Genomic DNA, 18,109 nt, shown 5'->3' with positions numbered 1-18,109 from the left:
GCCATTTTTCTTCATCAATGGCCGTCATCGTAGCTAAAATAGTATGACGAACGCGTTAGCGTGGTGAAAAAACAACATATTGTCACCACAACTCATTATGACTACCGGCGCTGAATTGTCATGGCGTCGCAACAAATTAATGGGTTACGAACGCGCTACATTCTAACGACAGCTAAGGCCGTTGTCTTTAAGATTCAGGAGAGTGCATGGAGTTCAGTGTAAAAAGCGGTAGCCCGGAAAAACAGCGTAGCGCCTGCATTGTTGTTGGCGTTTTCGAACCGCGCCGTTTGTCACCCATTGCTGAGCAGTTAGATAAGATCAGCGATGGCTACATCAGCGCCCTGCTGCGCCGCGGTGAACTGGAAGGAAAAGTGGGCCAAACGCTGCTGCTGCACCATGTGCCAAATATCCTCTCCGAACGCATCCTGCTGATCGGCTGCGGTAAAGAGCGCGAGCTGGATGAGCGTCAGTACAAGCAGGTGATTCAGAAGACGATCAATACGCTGAATGACACCGGTTCGATGGAAGCGGTGTGCTTCCTGACAGAACTGCACGTAAAAGGCCGCAATACCTACTGGAAAGTGCGCCAGGCGGTCGAAACCTCGAAAGAAGCGCTCTACAACTTTGATCAGCTGAAAAGCAACAAAGTTGAACCGCGCCGTCCACTGCGCAAACTGGTGTTCAACGTGCCAACCCGTCGTGAACTGACCAGCGGCGAGCGCGCCATTCAGCACGGTTTGGCCGTGGCTGCAGGCGTGAAAGCGGCCAAAGATCTCAGCAATATGCCGCCAAATATCTGTAACGCCGCCTACCTGGCGTCACAGGCGCGTCAGCTGGCGGATGCGTACAGCAAAAATGTCACCACGCGCGTCATCGGCGAGCAGCAGATGAAAGAGCTGGGCATGAACGCGTATCTGGCGGTCGGAGCCGGTTCACATAATGAATCGCTGATGTCGGTGATTGAGTACAAAGGCAATAACGATCCCGAAGCGCGCCCCATCGTGCTGGTGGGGAAAGGCTTAACCTTCGATTCCGGCGGTATTTCGATTAAACCAGCCGAAGCGATGGATGAGATGAAGTACGACATGTGCGGCGCGGCCTCGGTGTACGGCGTGATGCGCATGGTGGCAGAATTGAATCTGCCGCTGAATGTCGTCGGCGTGCTGGTAGGCTGTGAAAACATGGCAGACGGCAAAGCAATGCGTCCGGGTGACGTGTTAACCACTATGTCCGGCCAAACCGTAGAAGTGCTGAATACCGATGCTGAAGGCCGACTGGTGCTGTGCGATGCGCTGACCTATGTCGAGCGTTTCGAGCCAGAAGTGGTGATTGACGTCGCAACGCTGACCGGTGCCTGCGTGATTGCGCTGGGCCATCATGTCAGCGGTTTGATGTCGAACCACAATCCGCTGGCGCACGAGCTGATCAGCGCGTCTGAGCAATCAGGCGATCGCGCCTGGCGTCTGCCGATGGCGGATGAGTATCAGGAACAGCTGGAATCCAATTTTGCCGATATGGCAAACATTGGCGGCCGTCCTGGCGGCGCGATTACCGCAGCCTGCTTCCTGGCGCGCTTTGCACGTAAGTTCAACTGGGCGCACCTGGATATCGCCGGTACCGCATGGCGTTCAGGTAAAGCCAAAGGCGCAACCGGTCGTCCGGTGCCGCTGCTGTCGCAGTTCCTGCTGAACCGTGCTGGACTGAACGGCGACGATTGATTTGGTGATGGCTGTTCCCCTCCTCGGTCCTCCCCCACAAGTGGGGGAGGAAGATGCTGCCCTATGTGAGTTGTGAAGTTGCATGTAGCAGCATCTCCTTCCCCCAGTTATGGGGGAAGGCCGGGATGGGGGACAGCGAGCCCCCCTCTCATTCAAAGGATCCCATGAAAAACGCCACTTTCTATGTGATGGAGTCTGAGAGCGCAGGCGACGGCTTAACCGCCATCGAAGCCCTGGTATGCTCTCTTGCCGAAACACGCTGGCGTGACGGCAAACGCATTCTGATTGCCTGCGAAAATGAAGAGCAAGCCAATCGGCTGGATGAAGCACTCTGGCAGTTGCCGGCTAACGCATTTGTGCCGCACAATCTGGCCGGCGAAGGCCCGCGCTATGGCGCACCGGTTGAACTGGCCTGGCCGCAGCGCCGTGGCAGTTCGCCGCGCGATCTGTTGATCAGCCTGCTGCCACAGTTCGCAGATTTTGCTACTGCTTTCCATGAAGTGATAGACTTCGTACCTTATGAAGAATCCCTAAAACAACTGGCGCGCGATCGCTATAAAGCCTATCGCAGCGTTGGTTTCCAATTGAATACGGCGACGCCACCCTCGCCGCAAACGACAGTGTAGAAATGGAAAAGACATATAACCCGCAAGATATCGAGCAGCCGCTCTACGAGCACTGGGAACAGCAGGGCTACTTTAAACCGAATGGCGACACCAGCCAGGAAAGCTTTTGCATCATGATCCCGCCGCCGAACGTCACCGGCAGCTTGCATATGGGTCACGCTTTCCAGCAAACCATCATGGATACCATGGTGCGTTACCAGCGCATGCAGGGCAAAAACACCCTGTGGCAGGCCGGTACCGATCACGCCGGTATCGCCACGCAGATGGTCGTTGAGCGTAAGATCGCCGCTGAAGAGGGCAAAACACGCCAGGATTACGGTCGCGATGCGTTCATCGACAAAATCTGGCAGTGGAAAGCGGAATCCGGCGGCACCATTACCCGCCAGATGCGCCGTCTCGGCAACTCGGTTGACTGGGAGCGCGAGCGCTTCACTATGGATGACGGTCTGTCCAACGCGGTGCGCGAAGTGTTTGTCCGCCTGTATAAAGAGAACCTGATTTACCGTGGCAAACGCCTGGTAAACTGGGATCCAAAACTGCGTACTGCCATCTCCGATCTGGAAGTGGAAAACCGCGAGAGCAAAGGCTCGATGTGGCATATCTGCTATCCGCTGGCTGACGGTGTGAAAACCGCGGAAGGCAAAGATTATCTGGTGGTGGCGACCACCCGTCCGGAAACCCTGTTGGGCGATACTGGCGTCGCGGTTAACCCGGAAGATCCTCGCTATAAAGATTTGATCGGCAAAGAAGTGATCCTGCCGCTGGTGAACCGTCGTATTCCGATCGTTGGCGATGAACACGCCGATATGGAAAAAGGCACCGGCTGCGTGAAAATCACGCCAGCGCATGACTTTAATGACTACGAAGTCGGTCGTCGTCACAAGCTGCCAATGATCAATATTCTGACCTTCGATGGCGATATCCGCGAGCGCGCGGAAGTGTTCGATACTAATGGCGAAGTGAGCGACGAGTGTGCCGACGATATCCCAGCACAGTTCCAGAAAATGGAGCGTTTTGCTGCGCGTAAAGCGATTGTCGCTGCCGTTGACGAAATCGGCCTGCTGGAAGAGATCAAACCGCACGACCTGACCGTTCCTTACGGTGATCGCGGTGGCGTGGTGATTGAACCAATGCTGACTGACCAATGGTATGTGCGCACCGCCCCGCTGGCGAAAGTTGCGGTTGAAGCGGTTGAGAATGGCGACATCCAGTTCGTGCCAAAACAGTACGAAAACATGTACTTCTCTTGGATGCGAGACATTCAGGATTGGTGTATTTCGCGTCAGCTGTGGTGGGGACACCGCATTCCGGCGTGGTACGACAACGACGGCAACGTCTACGTTGGCCGCACCGAAGACGAAGTGCGTCAGGAAAACCATCTGGCCGCCGACGTTGCGCTGCGCCAGGATGACGACGTACTGGATACCTGGTTCTCATCCGGTCTGTGGACGTTCTCTACTCTTGGCTGGCCAGAGAACACCGAAGCGCTGCGTACCTTCCATCCAACCAGCGTGTTGGTGAGCGGCTTCGACATTATCTTCTTCTGGATTGCGCGCATGATCATGCTGACCATGCACTTCATCAAAGATGAAAACGGCAAGCCGCAGGTACCGTTTAAAACCGTCTACATGACCGGTTTGATCCGCGATGAAGAAGGCCAGAAGATGTCCAAGTCGAAAGGCAACGTCATCGATCCCCTGGATATGATTGACGGTATTTCGCTGGAAGATCTGCTGGAGAAGCGTACCGGCAACATGATGCAGCCGCAGTTGGCTGAAAAGATCCGCAAACGTACCGAGAAGCAGTTCCCGGACGGCATCGTGCCATCAGGTACCGATGCGCTGCGCTTTACCCTCGCCGCGCTGGCTTCTACCGGTCGTGACATCAACTGGGACATGAAGCGCCTTGAAGGCTACCGCAACTTCTGTAACAAGCTGTGGAACGCCAGCCGCTTCGTGCTGATGAACACCGAAGAGCAGGATTGCGGACAAAACGGCGGCGAAATGAAGCTGTCGCTGGCGGATCGCTGGATTCTGAGCGAATTCAACCGCAGCGTGAAGGCGTATCGTGAAGCGCTGGATAGCTATCGCTTTGATATTGCTGCCAATATTCTTTACGACTTCACCTGGAACCAGTTCTGTGACTGGTATCTGGAGCTGACGAAGCCGGTGATGACCAGCGGTAGCGAAGCGGAACTGCGCGGCACGCGTAATACGCTGGTCACCGTGCTGGAAGCGCTGCTGCGTCTGGCGCACCCGATTATTCCTTACATCACCGAAACCATCTGGCAGCGTGTGAAAGGCCTGAAAAACATCGATCACGATACCATTATGCTGCAGCCGTTCCCGCAGTATGAAGCGGCGAAGGAAGATGCCGAGGCGCAAGCTGATATCGAGTGGATGAAACAGGCGATTGTCGCGGTACGTAATATTCGCGCTGAGATGAACATCGCGCCAAGCAAGCCGCTCGATGTGCTGCTGCGTGACTGCTCGGCTGCGGCGCAGCGTCGCGTGGAAGAGAACCGTACTTTCCTGTCGCGTCTGGCGCGTCTGGCAAGCCTGACCATTCTGCCAGCGGGCGAGAAAGGCCCGGTTTCGGTGACGAAGATTGTTGAAGGCGCTGAGTTGCTGATCCCAATGGCGGATCTGGTGAACAAAGAAGCCGAGCTGGAGCGTCTGGCGAAAGAGCTGGTAAAACTCGATGTGGAAATCGAGAAGATCCAGACCAAGCTGGCCAACGAAGGCTTTGTGTCACGTGCGCCGGAAGCGGTTGTTGCCAAAGAGCGTGAGCGCGTAGCCGAGCTTGAGCAATCTAAAGCAAAACTGTTTGAACAGCAGGGCGTGATTGCGGCATTGTAAGCGCTTCAGTCCAACTGCTTAATCGAAGCCGGGCACTGCCCGGCTTTTTTATACCGGAAGATAATGATGACCACCGACGCCCCCATCAATTTAAAGGTGCGCCCGATTACAGCCGCCGATAATCCGCTGATCGCGCAGGTGATCCGCGATGTGTCAGCCGAATTTGGGCTGACGGCGGACAAAGGTTACACCGTGTCCGATCCCAATCTGGATCGCCTGTTCGAACTGTACAGTGAAGCCAATAGCGCCTACTGGATTGTTGAACATGAAGGCGTAGTGGTGGGCGGCGGCGGCGTTGCGCCGTTGGCTTGTAGCGCACCGGATATTTGTGAGCTGCAGAAAATGTATTTCCTGCCGCAGGTGCGTGGCTTAGGTCTGGCGCGCGATCTGGCGCTGCGCGCCATGGAACATGCTCGTCAAAAGGGGTTTCGCCGCTGTTATCTGGAAACCACCGGCAGCCTGACGCGCGCGATTAAATTGTATGAGTCGTTGGGCTTTGAGCTGATTGACATCGCGATGGGCTGTACCGGACACGTGGATTGCGAAGTGCGGATGTTGAAGGTGTTGTGATTTGATGTGCTCGCTGTCCCCCTCCTCGGTCCTCCCCCATAAATGGGGGAGGATGATGCTGCTATATGTGGGTTGGGAGCTGCATGTGGCAGAATCTCCTTCCCCCGCAAGCGGGGGAAGGCCGGGATGGGGGACTGCGAGCACATAGCTAAATCGAAGGCACACCGCTATGAAAACGCAATTCGCCATCCGGCTCACTGATTAAGCGCGCTTCTGTCGCACCAAACGCCTGTACGCGTGGCGCAATGTCCTTCGGCGAAATCTGCTGCGCCAGCTTCAGATAATCCTGGTAATGACGCGCTTCCGATCGCAACAGCGAAATGTAGAACTTCTCAAGCTGCTCATCCAGATACGGCGCCAGGCTGGCGAAACGTTCGCAGGATCGCGCTTCGATGTACGCTCCGCAAATCAACTTATCCACCAGCGCATCTGGCTCATACGTGGCGATTTCACGGATCAGCCCTTTGGCATAACGGCTGGCGGTGATTTTACGATAGGGCAAACCGCGCGACTGCATGATTTCCCACACCTGATAAAAGTGATGCAACTCCTCTTTGATCAGCAGCACCATCATCTCCACCAAATCGTCGGCCCACGGCAGCTCATTGCGCACAATGATACTTTTGGTCAGATTTTTGTGGGCGTTGATAAAGTTGCTGTCCGGTTCATCGCGGTAGATAAAATCTTCATACGGCTTAAGCCACGCCAGAATGGCATCGCCACTCGGCTTATCCGCCACGTATTTACGGATGATAAACACCGCGGTTTGCGCGGCCTTCAATTCGCAAACCATATGATCGGTGAGCAGCAGCGTCAGATTTTCCGGCTTGCGCGCTTCATCAATCCACGCGTGTGGCGTGCGGCAATGCAGGAATTGATAGATCGGTTCTAATAGCGGAGCGTAATTCATGGGCCATCTTTTGTCTTACGGGGAGAAGGAATCGGGGCGGCGAGCGCCGCCCGTTAAGGAAGGCTTAGTGGCGTACACCGTTGTCTTCTTCGTCGTCGATGAATTCGCCATCGTCGTCTTCATCTTCGGCATCGGGATCTTCAAAGTAGGTGCCCCAACCGTCGTAATCGACGTTGTAGCTGCCCGCCAGATTCACCAACTGCTCAACCTGCGCGTCAATCAGCTCCGGCTTCAGCGCGCCTTCGCTCAGGATATCAACGCACATCACTTTGCTGCCGTCTTCCAGCTCCAGCTCCTCTGGCTCGCTCACTTCATAGCCCAGCTTGAAGGCATCAACCGCCACCTTCTCCAGCGAGTCGAAATTGTTGCAGGAGAGATGATGCTCAATAGTGTAAAGCGCATCGGGATCGCTGCCGTCTTCCAGCAGCTCTTCAATGATCAGTCGCGTCTCTTCGCGCTGTTCTTCCAGCAATGCTTCATATGCCATGGGTGTGTCCTCAAAATATTCGGCTGAATAAGATTATTTTCCCACACTGCCTCGCGCGCCACTACACAAAACAACAAGTTTCTTAACGCCGGGGTTGAAAATGCATATTCATACGGTTAGATTGAATTTTAATTCATTTTATGTGGGCAACCGGAGCGCTGTATGAGTCAGCTGTATCAAAGACATTTCCTGAGATTGCTGGATTTCACCCCGGCCGAAATCGATTCTCTGCTGAGTCTGGCAGGTGAATTAAAACACGCAAAGAAAAATGCCGGCGAAACGCAGTACCTGAAAGGCAAAAACATCGCGCTCATCTTCGAAAAAGACTCGACTCGTACCCGATGCTCTTTCGAAGTTGCCGCTTACGATCAGGGCGCTAACGTCACCTATCTCGGCCCGAGCGGCAGCCAAATCGGCCATAAAGAGTCGATGAAAGACACCGCTCGTGTGCTGGGCCGCATGTATGACGGTATTCAATATCGCGGCTACGGCCAGGAACTGGTGGAAACCTTAGCGGAGTTCGCTGGCGTGCCGGTGTGGAACGGCCTGACCACCGAGTTTCACCCTACGCAGCTGCTGGCCGATCTGTTGACCATGCAGGAACATCTGCCCGGCAAATCGCTGAATCAAATGACGCTGGTGTATGTGGGCGATGCGCGCAACAACATGGGCAACAGCATGCTGGAAGCTGCAGCGCTAGTGGGGCTGGATCTGCGTCTGGTGGCACCGAAAGGCTGCTGGCCAGAAGCTGAATTAGTCGAACAATGCCGCGTGGCCGCGCAGCAAACCGGCGGCAAAATCACGCTGACCGAAGATATCGCCGAAGGCGTGCAAGGTGCCGACTTCATCTACACTGATGTATGGGTGTCGATGGGCGAAGCCAAATCGGTGTGGGAAGATCGCATCGCCCTGCTGCGTCCTTATCAGGTGAATAGCGCGATGCTGGCCCTGACCGGTAATCCGCAGGTGAAATTCCTGCACTGTCTGCCGGCTTTCCATGACGATAAAACCACGCTCGGCCGCCAGATGGCTGAACAGTATGGTTTGCACGATGGCATGGAAGTGAGCAATGAAGTGTTTGAATCGGCACACAGCATCGTGTTCGATCAGGCAGAAAACCGCATGCACACCATTAAAGCGGTGATGGTCGCCACCTTAGGTAAGCGATAAATATAGCGAAGCAAACGTTTACCTCGCGCGCGATATTTGCTTGCTGCAAATCAGTGAATGCGTATAATGCGGCCCAATTTGCCGGAGGAAACATGCAACAGCGCAGCGCACAATTCGACGCTCAACGACGCCTGACAGCGGGCGGCGCACCTGTTTCTTTCCGTCATCAATCGATCGTAAAAAAAGCCCCTTAAGCAGGGGCTTTTTTTTGTCCGCAATCCGGCAGCGCAGAGGAGAACGCTATGGCCAACCCGCTATATCGCAAGCACATTATTTCCATTAACGATCTCAACCGCGACGAGCTGGAGCTGGTGCTGCATACCGCCGCCCAGCTGAAAGCCCATCCCCAGCCGGAGTTGCTGAAGCATAACGTTATCGCCAGCTGCTTCTTTGAAGCCTCAACGCGCACGCGCTTGTCGTTTGAAACGGCGATGCATCGTCTCGGCGCGTCGGTGGTGGGGTTCGCTGATGGCAGCAACACTTCGCTTGGCAAGAAAGGCGAAACCCTCGCCGATACCATTTCGGTGATTGGTACCTACGTGGATGCCATCGTGATGCGTCATCCGCAGGAAGGCGCGGCGCGTCTGGCGACCGAATTTTCCGGCGGCATTCCAATACTTAATGCCGGTGATGGCGCGAACCAGCATCCGACGCAAACGCTGCTCGATCTCTTCACCATCCGCGAAACGCAACATCGCCTCGATAACCTGAATGTGGCGATGGTCGGCGACCTGAAATATGGCCGTACCGTGCATTCACTGACGCAGGCGCTGGCGAAATTTGACGGCAACCGTTTCTTCTTTATCGCGCCCGATGCGCTGGCGATGCCGTCGTACATCACCGATATGCTGGATGAGCAGAATATTGCCTGGTCACGCCATGACACCATTGAAGAAGTGATGCCACAACTCGACATTCTCTACATGACGCGCGTGCAGAAAGAGCGCCTCGATCCGTCGGAATATGCCAACGTCAAAGCGCAATTCATCCTGCGCGCCGCCGATTTAGCGGGTGCACGCGACAACATGAAAGTGCTGCATCCGCTGCCACGCATCGACGAGATCACCACCGACGTGGATAGCACGCCGCATGCCTGGTATTTCCAGCAGGCCGGTAACGGCATCTTCGCCCGCCAGGCACTGCTGGCACTGGTACTGAATAGCGAACTGGCACTATAAGGAGCAACCCGATGACTCACGATAATAAATTGCAGGTTGAAGCCATCAAGCGCGGCACGGTGATTGACCATATCCCGGCGCAGGTTGGCTTTAAGTTACTGTCCCTGTTTCGCCTGACCGAAACCGATCAGCGCATCACCATCGGCCTCAATTTGCCGTCGGGTGAAATGGGGCGCAAGGATCTGATCAAAATCGAGAATACCTTCCTGACAGACGATCAGATCAACCAGCTAGCGGTGTATGCGCCGCTCGCCACGGTGAACCGTATTGACGAGTACGAAGTGGTGGCGAAGATCGCCCCCACCTTGCCGGATCGTATCGACCGCGTGCTGACCTGCCCGAACAGTAACTGCATCAGCCGTAACGAGCCGGTATTTACCAGCTTTGCGGTGAAAAAGCGCGAAGATGATGTGCATCTGAAGTGCAAATATTGCGAGAAAGAGTTCGCGCGCCACGTGGTGCTCGGTCACTGGTAATCGCCCGCGTCGTCCCTATAATGGGACGATTCATTTCGCGGCGGACAACGGTCGGCCGCGCACTTCTAAGGAGAAACAATGTCTCGCGAAATCAGTACTTCAAACGCACCCGCAGCGATTGGCCCTTACGTACAGGGCGTGGATCTCGGCAGCATGATCATCACCTCTGGCCAGATTCCGGTTAATCCTGCTACCGGCGCCGTGGCCGACGATGTGTCTGCTCAGGCGCGTCAGTCACTGGAAAATGTGCAGGCGATTGTGGAAGCTGCAGGCCTGAAAGTGGGCGACATTGTGAAAACTACCGTGTTCGTCAAAGATCTGAATGATTTCGCCACGGTAAACGCGACTTATGAAGCGTTCTTTACCGAGCATAACGCCAGCTTCCCTGCACGCTCCTGTGTGGAAGTGGCGCGTCTGCCGAAAGATGTGAAGATTGAGATCGAGGCGATCGCGGTACGTCGTTGATGGGTGCGGCTTATGCCCTCACCCTAGCCCTCTCCCGCACGCGGGAGAGGGAACTGTTTAGTGCTCGGACTGCTCCCTCGCCCGCTTGCGGGAGAGGGTTGGGGTGAGGGAATCTACTTCGAAGATCGCAGCAACTTCTCCAGCGGCCTCACCAATGCCAGCACCGTTTCATCCTGCACCTGCGCTGCGGCATCCAATTGTGCATGCATCTGCGCCACCTCTCCCGCCCCGTAAGCCTGATTCCGCTCCAGCGCGTTAACCAAATCCAGCCCCATACGACTGAGTTGCGCCACTTGCTGTACCTGCTGCTGTAACGGCTTGAGCTGATAATTGCCCAGAATCAGCGGCATCACCGCATCGCTGTTATTCTGCCAGCGCTGCAGTTGCTGGCGGATAGCATGTGCCGCCGCGTGATCGGCACGATTGGCAATCAGTCGATCAATCTGCTTGTCCAGCAAACGCACCGCGTTGCTCTCGGCAGGCAACACATCCGCTAACCTATTCAGTGGCTCAAAATAGTCGTAATGTCCCGCCTGGAATTTCAGGTGCTGACGCGTGTAATACTGCGCCGGCTCTAACGCTTCGGCCAACACACGCAGCGGCGTGATGTCGCTGCTATTCGCCAGCCGCATCATCTGCACTTCAGCCTGTTGATGCTGCTGCAAGCCCACCGAAATGGTGCCCCAGCGATCCACCGCGCTCAGGCGTTGATACATGTTGTCGCTGTCGGTGACATCCTGCGCGGACCATAAACGCTCGGCCACCACAAAAGCGCGCGGCCACAAACGTATGTCGATCACCCGGCTGTTGACGTTCTCCGCCCACAGTGCCGCTTCGCCGCCAATCAGATTATTTTTCATCTGCTCTGGCGTGGGCAGCGATGGCGCAATGCCTTTTGGCACCTGCGCCAGCTTGCTGCCTTCGGTGGGATAGCGCACGTTGCCCACCAGCATATATCCGGTCAATTTGTCTTGCGTCAGCGTCACCAGCGGCTGAAAAGGCCCCATCCACGTATCGACGCTGAACGTCAGCTGCGTCGGCGAAAGCCAGCGCACATCGCTGACCATGCGGCGCGCTTTACCGCTGAAATCAATAAAACCGCGCCAGCCATTTTTGCCTTCAATCAGCGTAAAGCTGCCTTTAAGTGCACTGCCTTTCAGGCGTGGCATGGTGAACTGCCAGCTCTGCGTGTGCTCGCCGGATTGCACCTGATCCGCGCCGTTGAGGCCTTGCGGCCAGGGTTCATTACGGTAGTGATAAGCGGCGGTCTGCGGCTGATCGAGATAGAAACCGGTGGAGAGAATGCCGCGGAAATCATTTTTCGCCACGGTACCAAGCGCATCCTGTCCCTGCCAGGATTGGATCAAAATGCTCTTCGGTAGATCCGGATGGTAAACCTCATCCCAACCGATCATGCGACGCTGGTGCGCTTCAAAAATTTTCTCGACGCGCTGGTTAAACCAGGCTTGCAGCGCATGCGTGTCTTTCAGGCCATGATCGCGCATAAATTGCTGAATGCGCGTCGAATCATTCCACTGCGTGGGATCGACTTCATCGCCGCCGATGTGGATATAGGGATCCGGGAAGATCGCCGTCACTTCACCCATTAAGGTGTCGATAAAGCGAAATACCGCTTCGTTGCTGGGATCGAGCAGCGGTTTAAACACGCCCCAGCCGCGCTCCATTTGATAAGGCCCCGGCGCGCTCATTAACTCAGGCATCGCCACCGCAATCGCCGATGCATGGCCCGGCAGATCGATTTCCGGCACCACGCGCACGCCGCGCTGCGTGGCATAGCGCACCACATCGCGCATCTGCTGCTGCGTATAGTACAAGCCGTCGCTGGCTTTCTCCTGCAGTTGCGGATAGTGGCTGGAGGCAAAGCGCCAACCCTGATCGTCGGTTAAGTGCCAGTGAAACACGTTCATGCGCGCGGCGGCGATGCCGTCGATTTGTCGTTTTACGGTTTCAATCGGCAGGAAGTGACGTGCCGAATCAATCAGCACCCCGCGCCACGGAAAACGCGGTTTATCGTCAATGGTGACGTAAGGGATTTCCGTGCCATTCTCCGTATTTTCAATCAGCTGCAACACGGTTTCCATGCCGCGCATCGCACCAAAGCGTGTATTCGCTTGCAGCAAAACGCCATCGCTGTTGACGACAAGGTGATAACTTTCATCGCTGTCCGGCTGCGGAATCGGATCAACAGCCTGGGCGATCTGCACCTGAATATTGGGATGGTCGCTGGATGCGCTGGCCGGCAACAGCGGCCAGCCAGTTTGACGCGCAATGCGCGCCCGCCAGCGTGACTCTGCGCCTTCCAGATGGTCGCCGGCAATATGCAAGGTGAGCTGTGGCGTTAGCGAGTACGCGCCGCCACCGCCCGGCTGCTCAACTTTCTGCGGCCACGGCATGAGTGGTAAATCACCCGCGGGGGCGGCAAAGGCGGAAAAAGTCATGGATATACAACAGGCAAGCAACGTTCTCTGCAAAAGCATGCGGGCATCCTTGTAAATGAAACGGCGGACCAAAATGGGCAAAAGGCCCATTAAACCTGTTTCGCTTTGCAAAGCAAGTAGCGACCGGCTGAAATCAAGTCGGCTTAAAACTTTTGTAGTTTAGCCGGATTAACCATTGCGCGGCTTTCAATCCTGGTCGTGGCTTCTTTGCTGTAGGTCAAACAGTGGCGAATTAATTCCCGTCATAGCACCACATATAGCGGTTAAACTCCTTAAAAATATCCATATGTAGTTTCACGGAGAGAAAATGGCGACGGTGGTGATTAAGCGTGACGGTTGCAGAGTGCCGTTTGATGCGCAGCGAATTGAGGCAGCGGTACGTGCTGCCGCACAGGCGGCACAGATTGATGATGCCGCATGGTGCGCACAGGTAGCGGCGCAGGTCGGTGAGCAAATGGCCGAGCACCGCGAAGTGGATATCCGCGATATTCAGTGTGCGGTAGAAGAGACGCTGATGAGCGGACGCTGGCCACAGCTGGCGCGCACTTATATCGAATACCGTCACGATCGCGATTTGGCGCGCGAACAGCGCGGTAAACTGCATCACGCCATCCGGGGTTTAGTGGAACAAACCAATGCGGCGCTGCTCAACGAAAACGCCAATAAAGACAGCAAGGTCATTCCCACCCAACGTGACCTGCTCGCCGGCATCGTCGCTAAACATTATGCCCAGCAGCAACTGTTGCCGCGCGATGTGGTGCTGGCGCATGAGCGTGGCGAAATTCATTATCACGATCTCGATTATTCCCCATTTTTCCCGATGTTTAACTGCATGTTGATCGACCTGCAGGGCATGCTGACCAACGGCTTTAAAATGGGCAACGCCGAGATAGAACCGCCCAAATCGATCGCCACCGCCACGGCGGTCACCGCGCAGATTATTGCTCAGGTCGCCAGCCATATTTACGGCGGCACCACCATCAATCGCATTGATGAAGTGTTGGCTCCTTTCGTGAATCTCAGCCTGGAAAAGCATCGCGCGGTGGCGCAGCAGTGGCAGATTCCTGATGCGGAAGCCTATGCGCGCGTGCGCACGGAGAAAGAGTGCTACGACGCATTTCAGTCGCTGGAATATGAAGTGAATACGCTGCATACCGCCAACGGCCAGACGCCGTTTGTCACCTTTGGTTTTGGCCTCGGCACCGATTGGGCGGCGCGCCTGATTCAGCAATCCATTCTGCGCAATCGCATCGCCGGATTGGGTAAAAATCACAAAACGGCGGTGTTTCCGAAACTGGTGTTTGCTATTCGTGAAGGCGTTAATCGGCGTCCGGGTGATGTTAACTATGACATCAAACAGCTGGCGCTGGAGTGCGCCAGCAAGCGCATGTATCCGGATATCCTTAACTACGAAAAAGTGGTTGAAGTGACCGGCTCATTTAAAACGCCAATGGGCTGTCGCAGCTTCCTTGGCGTCTACGAAGAGAACGGTGAGCAGATTCACGAAGGTCGCAACAACATTGGCGTGATCAGCCTCAATCTGCCGCGCATTGCGCTGGAAGCGCAAGGCAACGAAGCGCAGTTCTGGCAGCGGCTGGATCAACGCCTGGCGCTGGCGAAACGCGCCTTAATGACGCGCATCGCCCGGCTGGAAAAGACCAAAGCGCGCGTGGCACCCATTCTCTATATGGAAGGCGCCTGCGGTGTGCGGCTGAAAGCCGACGATGAAGTAGGATCCATTTTCCGCAATGGCCGCGCCTCGATTTCCCTCGGCTACATCGGCCTGCATGAGACGCTCAATGCGCTGAGCGGCAGCGAAGTGCATCCTTACGATGCCGATTATTTGCGGGAAAAAGGCGTGGCGATTGTGACGCATCTGCGAAACGCAGTTGATGCCTGGAAAGAAGAGACCGGCTACGGCTTCAGCTTGTACAGTACGCCGAGCGAGAATCTGTGCGACCGCTTCTGCCGCCTTGATGCCGCCGAATTTGGCGTGGTGGCGGGCGTTACCGACAAAGGCTATTACACCAACAGCTTCCATCTCGACGTCGAGAAGAAGGTCAATCCGTACGACAAGATTGACTTTGAAGCGCCCTATCCAGCCATCGCTAACGGCGGTTTTATTTGTTACGGCGAATACCCCAACATCCAGCACAACCTAAAGGCGCTGGAAGATGTGTGGGATTACAGCTATCACCGCGTGCCGTATTACGGCACCAACACGCCCACAGACGAGTGCTACGAATGCGGTTTCAGCGGCGAGTTCAGTTGCACCAGCAAAGGCTTTACCTGCCCATGTTGCGGTAATCACGATCCGGCGCGCGTTTCGGTGACGCGCCGCGTGTGCGGCTATCTCGGCAGCCCGGATGCACGCCCGTTTAACGCCGGTAAGCAGGAAGAGGTGCAGCGCCGGGTTAAGCATCTGGAGACGGGACCACTGGGATGATGCGCATTCACCGCTATTATCCGGTCGATATCGTTAACGGTCCCGGCACGCGCTGCACGCTGTTTGTTGCGGGCTGTGAACATCAGTGCCGCGGCTGCTATAACCAGAGCACGTGGCGGCTGGATTCCGGCGAGCCCTTTACGCTGGAGCTGGAAGAGCAGCTGATCGCCGATCTCAACGATCGGCGTATACCACGTCAGGGCTTATCGCTGAGCGGCGGCGATCCGCTGCATCCGCACAACGTGCCGCATATTCGTCGCCTGGTGAAACGCGTGCGGCAAGAATGCCCGGGTAAGGATATCTGGCTGTGGACCGGTTACGAAATGGCGGAGCTGAGTGATGCGCAGCGCGAGGTGCTGAATGAGATTGATGTGCTGATTGACGGGCGCTTTATTGAAGCGGAGAAAGATGCGCGGCTGCTGTGGCGCGGCAGCCGCAATCAGAAGATTTGGACGCTACGCCAGCCACAGGGCGAGCACGCCCAGCAGCATACCGCTGAAGGCCACGCCGAACAGTGCGATCCACAACGCCCGGGCGGGAAATGCGCGATGCAGCATCAATAACGATGGCACACTGACGGCGGGCAGCGTCACTAACAGTGCCAGCGCGGGCGCAATGCCCATGCCCGCCAGCATCATGGTCTGCACAATGGGGATTTCCGCTGCGGTTGGGATTACAAACAAGCAGCCGGCAATTGCCATCAACATCACCCAAAACAGCGTATTGCCTACCGCACCATCGGCATGCGGGAACAGCCAAACGCGCGCGGCTCCCAGCAACAACACCGCGACGATATACAGCGGAATCGTGTTGCAGAACAAGCGCCACATCACCCGCAGCCAGCGTGTCAGAAACGGTTGTTCATCGTGAGTAACATTGACGGGAGCGACAACGGCTTGATCGGGCACACTGCGTTGCACCAGCCAGGCGATCCCCAGCACCATCATCAGACCGGCCACCAACCGAATGGCGGCAAAATTCCAACCGAGAACAAAGCCCATAAAAATTAGCGTAGCGGGATTGAGCAGCGGATTCGCCAGCCAAAAGGCCATTGCTGCACCACTCGAAACCCGCGATTGACGCAGGCCGGCAGTCACCGGTGCCGCACAGCAGCTGCACATCATGCCCGGCAAACCCAGACCGGTGCCAATCAGCGTGGAGCCGAAGCGCGAGCTTCCCATCAAACGTAGCAGCCAGTTGCGCGGAATCAGTACCTGCACCAGCGAACCCAGGATGACACCGAGCACCGCTGCTTTCCATACGGCCAGAAAATAGATCATGGCGTAATCGAGCGCCGCCCGCCACGGTGAGTCAGCCGCGTTGGCCAATATCGATTTACCGATAGAATGGGTTTCGGCGGCAGTAAAAGCTTTGCCGTAGTAAGGCTGCCATTTCACATACCACAGGCCGGCGACCACCACGGCAAGGAACAGCAGCGGTTTCCACCAGGCGAAGCGCATCGCTGATGTAGGCGAGGTAAGTTGATTCATCACGAATTCCGTATTCAACTGAATAACGAGTGCCGCGCCGGAGGGTGCAGCGGAAAGACCGCATTGTTATTCAGGTCAATAAAATCAGCTATGTCGAAACGACGCAAACTTGATCCATCTCGGAAATTTAACCCGATTGCGCGCAGCCGCCTGGCTTGCATTTTGCGTCATGGCAACCAGACTTGATGGTTAGATGTGTAACGAACACCCGTTCGTAATCAGCAAGGAGGAAAAAGATGAGCAAGAAAATAGCGGTACTGATTACCGATGAATTTGAAGACTCAGAGTTTACCTCGCCGGCCGAGGCTTACACCAAAGCGGGCCATCAGGTTGTCACCATTGAGTTTAAGGCGGGTAACGTCATTAAAGGGAAACAGGGTAAGGCTGAGGTTAAAATCGACAAGGGCATTGATGATGTCAGCGCGGCGGAGTTCGATGCGCTGCTGCTACCTGGTGGACACTCCCCCGATTCCCTGCGCGGTGACGATCGCTTCGTCAGCTTCACCAAAGAATTTGTGGCCAGCGGCAAGCCGATATTCGCCATTTGTCACGGCCCGCAGCTGCTGATCAGCGCTAACGGCGTGCGCGGCCGCAAAATGACCTGCGTAAAAGCGATTGCCATTGATCTGCGCAATGCTGGCGCGGATTTTTACGATAAAGAAGTGGTGGTCGATGATGACAAGCTCGTCACCAGCCGCACGCCAGAAGATCTGCCCGCGTTTAATCACGAAGCACTGCGGATTTTGAACGCGGCCTAATCTCGTCTTTCGCATTGTGGTCGCCATCAGTGGCGACCTTACAACGGCTTAGTCCAGACAATCTTTTTGCCAAAACCCAGCGCATTGTCCGTCATCTTCACTTCGTCGAGAATAATCTCCCACAGCGGCGCGGTCACTTTTTTCGCTACCGGAAAACGCTTTTGATAGGCTTTACGCACCACCGTTTCCCGCTCTCCGTCGAGTCGCTGAATCACTCCCCGATACTGCACGCCTTTGATCAATAGCACGCTTTTCGGCTGGCCGTTGACGCTACCCGCGATGCGCGGATTCCTCTGCATTAATTCGCCATGACGCGTGTTGGGCTCGGTCATCAGCCAAAATGCCATGCTGGCTTCATCAAACACATAAAAGCAGTTAGCGCACCAGATGTCGTTGCCATCGGTTGTGCATAGCGAAAGCACGTGCTGTTTTTTTAAATAACGAATCAGATGGGGATGGTCAGACAAGGTGCAACTCCGTACGGCGAATAGCAGTGCG

The 18,109-nt window shown here is 55.7% G+C and carries 16 protein-coding genes; 11 read left to right on the top strand and 5 right to left on the bottom strand.

The features are described from left to right. The first annotated feature begins 206 nt into the window (after positions 1-206). The 4 genes from pepA to PMI17_RS04970 all read left to right on the top strand — a co-directional run bounded on the left by pepA (position 207) and on the right by PMI17_RS04970 (position 5,772). The gene (pepA, locus tag PMI17_RS04985) at positions 207-1,718 is read left to right on the top strand and encodes a leucyl aminopeptidase (RefSeq protein ID WP_007886756.1); all 1,512 of its coding nucleotides are present in this window, start codon (positions 207-209) and stop codon (positions 1,716-1,718) included. 164 nt (positions 1,719-1,882) lie between these two features. Beyond that, on the top strand, positions 1,883-2,344 hold the full coding sequence (locus PMI17_RS04980) for a DNA polymerase III subunit chi (RefSeq protein ID WP_036620276.1): 462 nt from the start codon (positions 1,883-1,885) through the stop codon (positions 2,342-2,344). Between the two features lie 2 nt (positions 2,345-2,346). Continuing rightward, a complete protein-coding gene (locus tag PMI17_RS04975; RefSeq protein ID WP_007886751.1) occupies positions 2,347-5,202 on the top strand; it encodes a valine--tRNA ligase in 2,856 nt (951 codons plus the stop codon). 66 nt (positions 5,203-5,268) lie between these two features. Next, positions 5,269-5,772 carry a GNAT family N-acetyltransferase gene (locus PMI17_RS04970; RefSeq protein WP_007886749.1) on the top strand — a complete coding sequence of 168 codons (504 nt, stop codon included), beginning with the start codon at positions 5,269-5,271 and terminating at the stop codon, positions 5,770-5,772. Between the two features lie 148 nt (positions 5,773-5,920). Here PMI17_RS04970 and PMI17_RS04965 read toward each other — a convergent pair whose 3' ends face one another. Then, a complete protein-coding gene (locus PMI17_RS04965) occupies positions 5,921-6,682 on the bottom strand; it encodes a tRNA-(ms[2]io[6]A)-hydroxylase (RefSeq protein WP_007886747.1) in 762 nt (253 codons plus the stop codon). Positions 6,683-6,746: 64 nt separating this feature from the next. After that, complete coding sequence (gene rraB, locus PMI17_RS04960; protein ID WP_007886745.1) at positions 6,747-7,169, bottom strand: ribonuclease E inhibitor RraB; 423 nt, start codon at positions 7,167-7,169, stop codon at positions 6,747-6,749. 162 nt (positions 7,170-7,331) lie between these two features. Here rraB and argF point away from each other — a divergent pair, with 162 nt between their 5' ends. From argF to ridA, 4 genes are all read left to right on the top strand, one after another. After that, entirely contained in the window at positions 7,332-8,339 is a 1,008-nt protein-coding gene (gene argF / locus PMI17_RS04955; RefSeq protein WP_007886743.1) for an ornithine carbamoyltransferase, read from the top strand. Positions 8,340-8,581: 242 nt separating this feature from the next. Further along, positions 8,582-9,517, top strand: coding sequence for an aspartate carbamoyltransferase (pyrB, locus tag PMI17_RS04950; protein WP_007886735.1), 936 nt, complete (start codon positions 8,582-8,584; stop codon positions 9,515-9,517). An 11-nt stretch (positions 9,518-9,528) separates the two neighbouring features. After that, complete coding sequence (gene pyrI / locus PMI17_RS04945; protein ID WP_007886734.1) at positions 9,529-9,993, top strand: aspartate carbamoyltransferase regulatory subunit; 465 nt, start codon at positions 9,529-9,531, stop codon at positions 9,991-9,993. A gap of 78 nt (positions 9,994-10,071) precedes the next feature. Continuing rightward, positions 10,072-10,458: a 2-iminobutanoate/2-iminopropanoate deaminase gene (ridA, locus tag PMI17_RS04940; protein ID WP_007886733.1), complete on the top strand. Its 387-nt coding sequence runs from the start codon at positions 10,072-10,074 to the stop codon at positions 10,456-10,458. Between the two features lie 113 nt (positions 10,459-10,571). Here ridA and PMI17_RS04935 read toward each other — a convergent pair whose 3' ends face one another. After that, the gene (locus tag PMI17_RS04935; protein WP_007886722.1) at positions 10,572-12,956 is read right to left on the bottom strand and encodes a beta-N-acetylhexosaminidase; all 2,385 of its coding nucleotides are present in this window, start codon (positions 12,954-12,956) and stop codon (positions 10,572-10,574) included. 268 nt (positions 12,957-13,224) lie between these two features. Here PMI17_RS04935 and nrdD point away from each other — a divergent pair, with 268 nt between their 5' ends. Then, positions 13,225-15,363 carry an anaerobic ribonucleoside-triphosphate reductase gene (gene nrdD, locus PMI17_RS04930; RefSeq protein WP_007886720.1) on the top strand — a complete coding sequence of 713 codons (2,139 nt, stop codon included), beginning with the start codon at positions 13,225-13,227 and terminating at the stop codon, positions 15,361-15,363. After that, positions 15,360-15,926 carry an anaerobic ribonucleoside-triphosphate reductase-activating protein gene (nrdG, locus tag PMI17_RS04925; RefSeq protein ID WP_007886718.1) on the top strand — a complete coding sequence of 189 codons (567 nt, stop codon included), beginning with the start codon at positions 15,360-15,362 and terminating at the stop codon, positions 15,924-15,926. Before nrdD ends, nrdG begins: the two co-directional genes overlap by 4 nt. Here nrdG and PMI17_RS04920 read toward each other — a convergent pair. Next, entirely contained in the window at positions 15,819-16,853 is a 1,035-nt protein-coding gene (locus PMI17_RS04920; RefSeq protein ID WP_007886716.1) for a permease, read from the bottom strand. The two genes, nrdG and PMI17_RS04920, sit on opposite strands and share 108 nt — an antisense overlap. 236 nt (positions 16,854-17,089) lie before the next feature. On the opposite strand from PMI17_RS04920, the gene PMI17_RS04915 reads away from it, so the two are divergent. Next, on the top strand, positions 17,090-17,611 hold the full coding sequence (locus PMI17_RS04915) for a type 1 glutamine amidotransferase domain-containing protein (protein ID WP_007886714.1): 522 nt from the start codon (positions 17,090-17,092) through the stop codon (positions 17,609-17,611). Between the two features lie 38 nt (positions 17,612-17,649). Here PMI17_RS04915 and PMI17_RS04910 read toward each other — a convergent pair whose 3' ends face one another. Next, a complete protein-coding gene (locus PMI17_RS04910; RefSeq protein WP_007886712.1) occupies positions 17,650-18,078 on the bottom strand; it encodes a YhbP family protein in 429 nt (142 codons plus the stop codon). Positions 18,079-18,109: the final 31 nt, after the last annotated feature.

Origin of the sequence: Pantoea sp. GM01, assembly GCF_000282675.1 — a bacterium.
GTDB lineage: Bacteria > Pseudomonadota > Gammaproteobacteria > Enterobacterales > Enterobacteriaceae > Pantoea > Pantoea nemavictus.
This window is presented reverse-complemented; position numbering and strand designations above follow the sequence as displayed.

What these genes read in the sequence shown, in the direction of transcription:
- pepA (WP_007886756.1), top strand. Translation starts at nt 207, where the DNA reads ATGGAGTTCAGTGTAAAAAGCGGTAGCCCGGAAAAACAGCGTAGCGCC.
- PMI17_RS04980 (WP_036620276.1), top strand. Translation starts at nt 1,883, where the DNA reads ATGAAAAACGCCACTTTCTATGTGATGGAGTCTGAGAGCGCAGGCGAC.
- PMI17_RS04975 (WP_007886751.1), top strand. Translation starts at nt 2,347, where the DNA reads ATGGAAAAGACATATAACCCGCAAGATATCGAGCAGCCGCTCTACGAG.
- PMI17_RS04970 (WP_007886749.1), top strand. Translation starts at nt 5,269, where the DNA reads ATGACCACCGACGCCCCCATCAATTTAAAGGTGCGCCCGATTACAGCC.
- PMI17_RS04965 (WP_007886747.1), bottom strand. Translation starts at nt 6,682, where the DNA reads ATGAATTACGCTCCGCTATTAGAACCGATCTATCAATTCCTGCATTGC.
- rraB (WP_007886745.1), bottom strand. Translation starts at nt 7,169, where the DNA reads ATGGCATATGAAGCATTGCTGGAAGAACAGCGCGAAGAGACGCGACTG.
- argF (WP_007886743.1), top strand. Translation starts at nt 7,332, where the DNA reads ATGAGTCAGCTGTATCAAAGACATTTCCTGAGATTGCTGGATTTCACC.
- pyrB (WP_007886735.1), top strand. Translation starts at nt 8,582, where the DNA reads ATGGCCAACCCGCTATATCGCAAGCACATTATTTCCATTAACGATCTC.
- pyrI (WP_007886734.1), top strand. Translation starts at nt 9,529, where the DNA reads ATGACTCACGATAATAAATTGCAGGTTGAAGCCATCAAGCGCGGCACG.
- ridA (WP_007886733.1), top strand. Translation starts at nt 10,072, where the DNA reads ATGTCTCGCGAAATCAGTACTTCAAACGCACCCGCAGCGATTGGCCCT.
- PMI17_RS04935 (WP_007886722.1), bottom strand. Translation starts at nt 12,956, where the DNA reads ATGCTTTTGCAGAGAACGTTGCTTGCCTGTTGTATATCCATGACTTTT.
- nrdD (WP_007886720.1), top strand. Translation starts at nt 13,225, where the DNA reads ATGGCGACGGTGGTGATTAAGCGTGACGGTTGCAGAGTGCCGTTTGAT.
- nrdG (WP_007886718.1), top strand. Translation starts at nt 15,360, where the DNA reads ATGATGCGCATTCACCGCTATTATCCGGTCGATATCGTTAACGGTCCC.
- PMI17_RS04920 (WP_007886716.1), bottom strand. Translation starts at nt 16,853, where the DNA reads ATGAATCAACTTACCTCGCCTACATCAGCGATGCGCTTCGCCTGGTGG.
- PMI17_RS04915 (WP_007886714.1), top strand. Translation starts at nt 17,090, where the DNA reads ATGAGCAAGAAAATAGCGGTACTGATTACCGATGAATTTGAAGACTCA.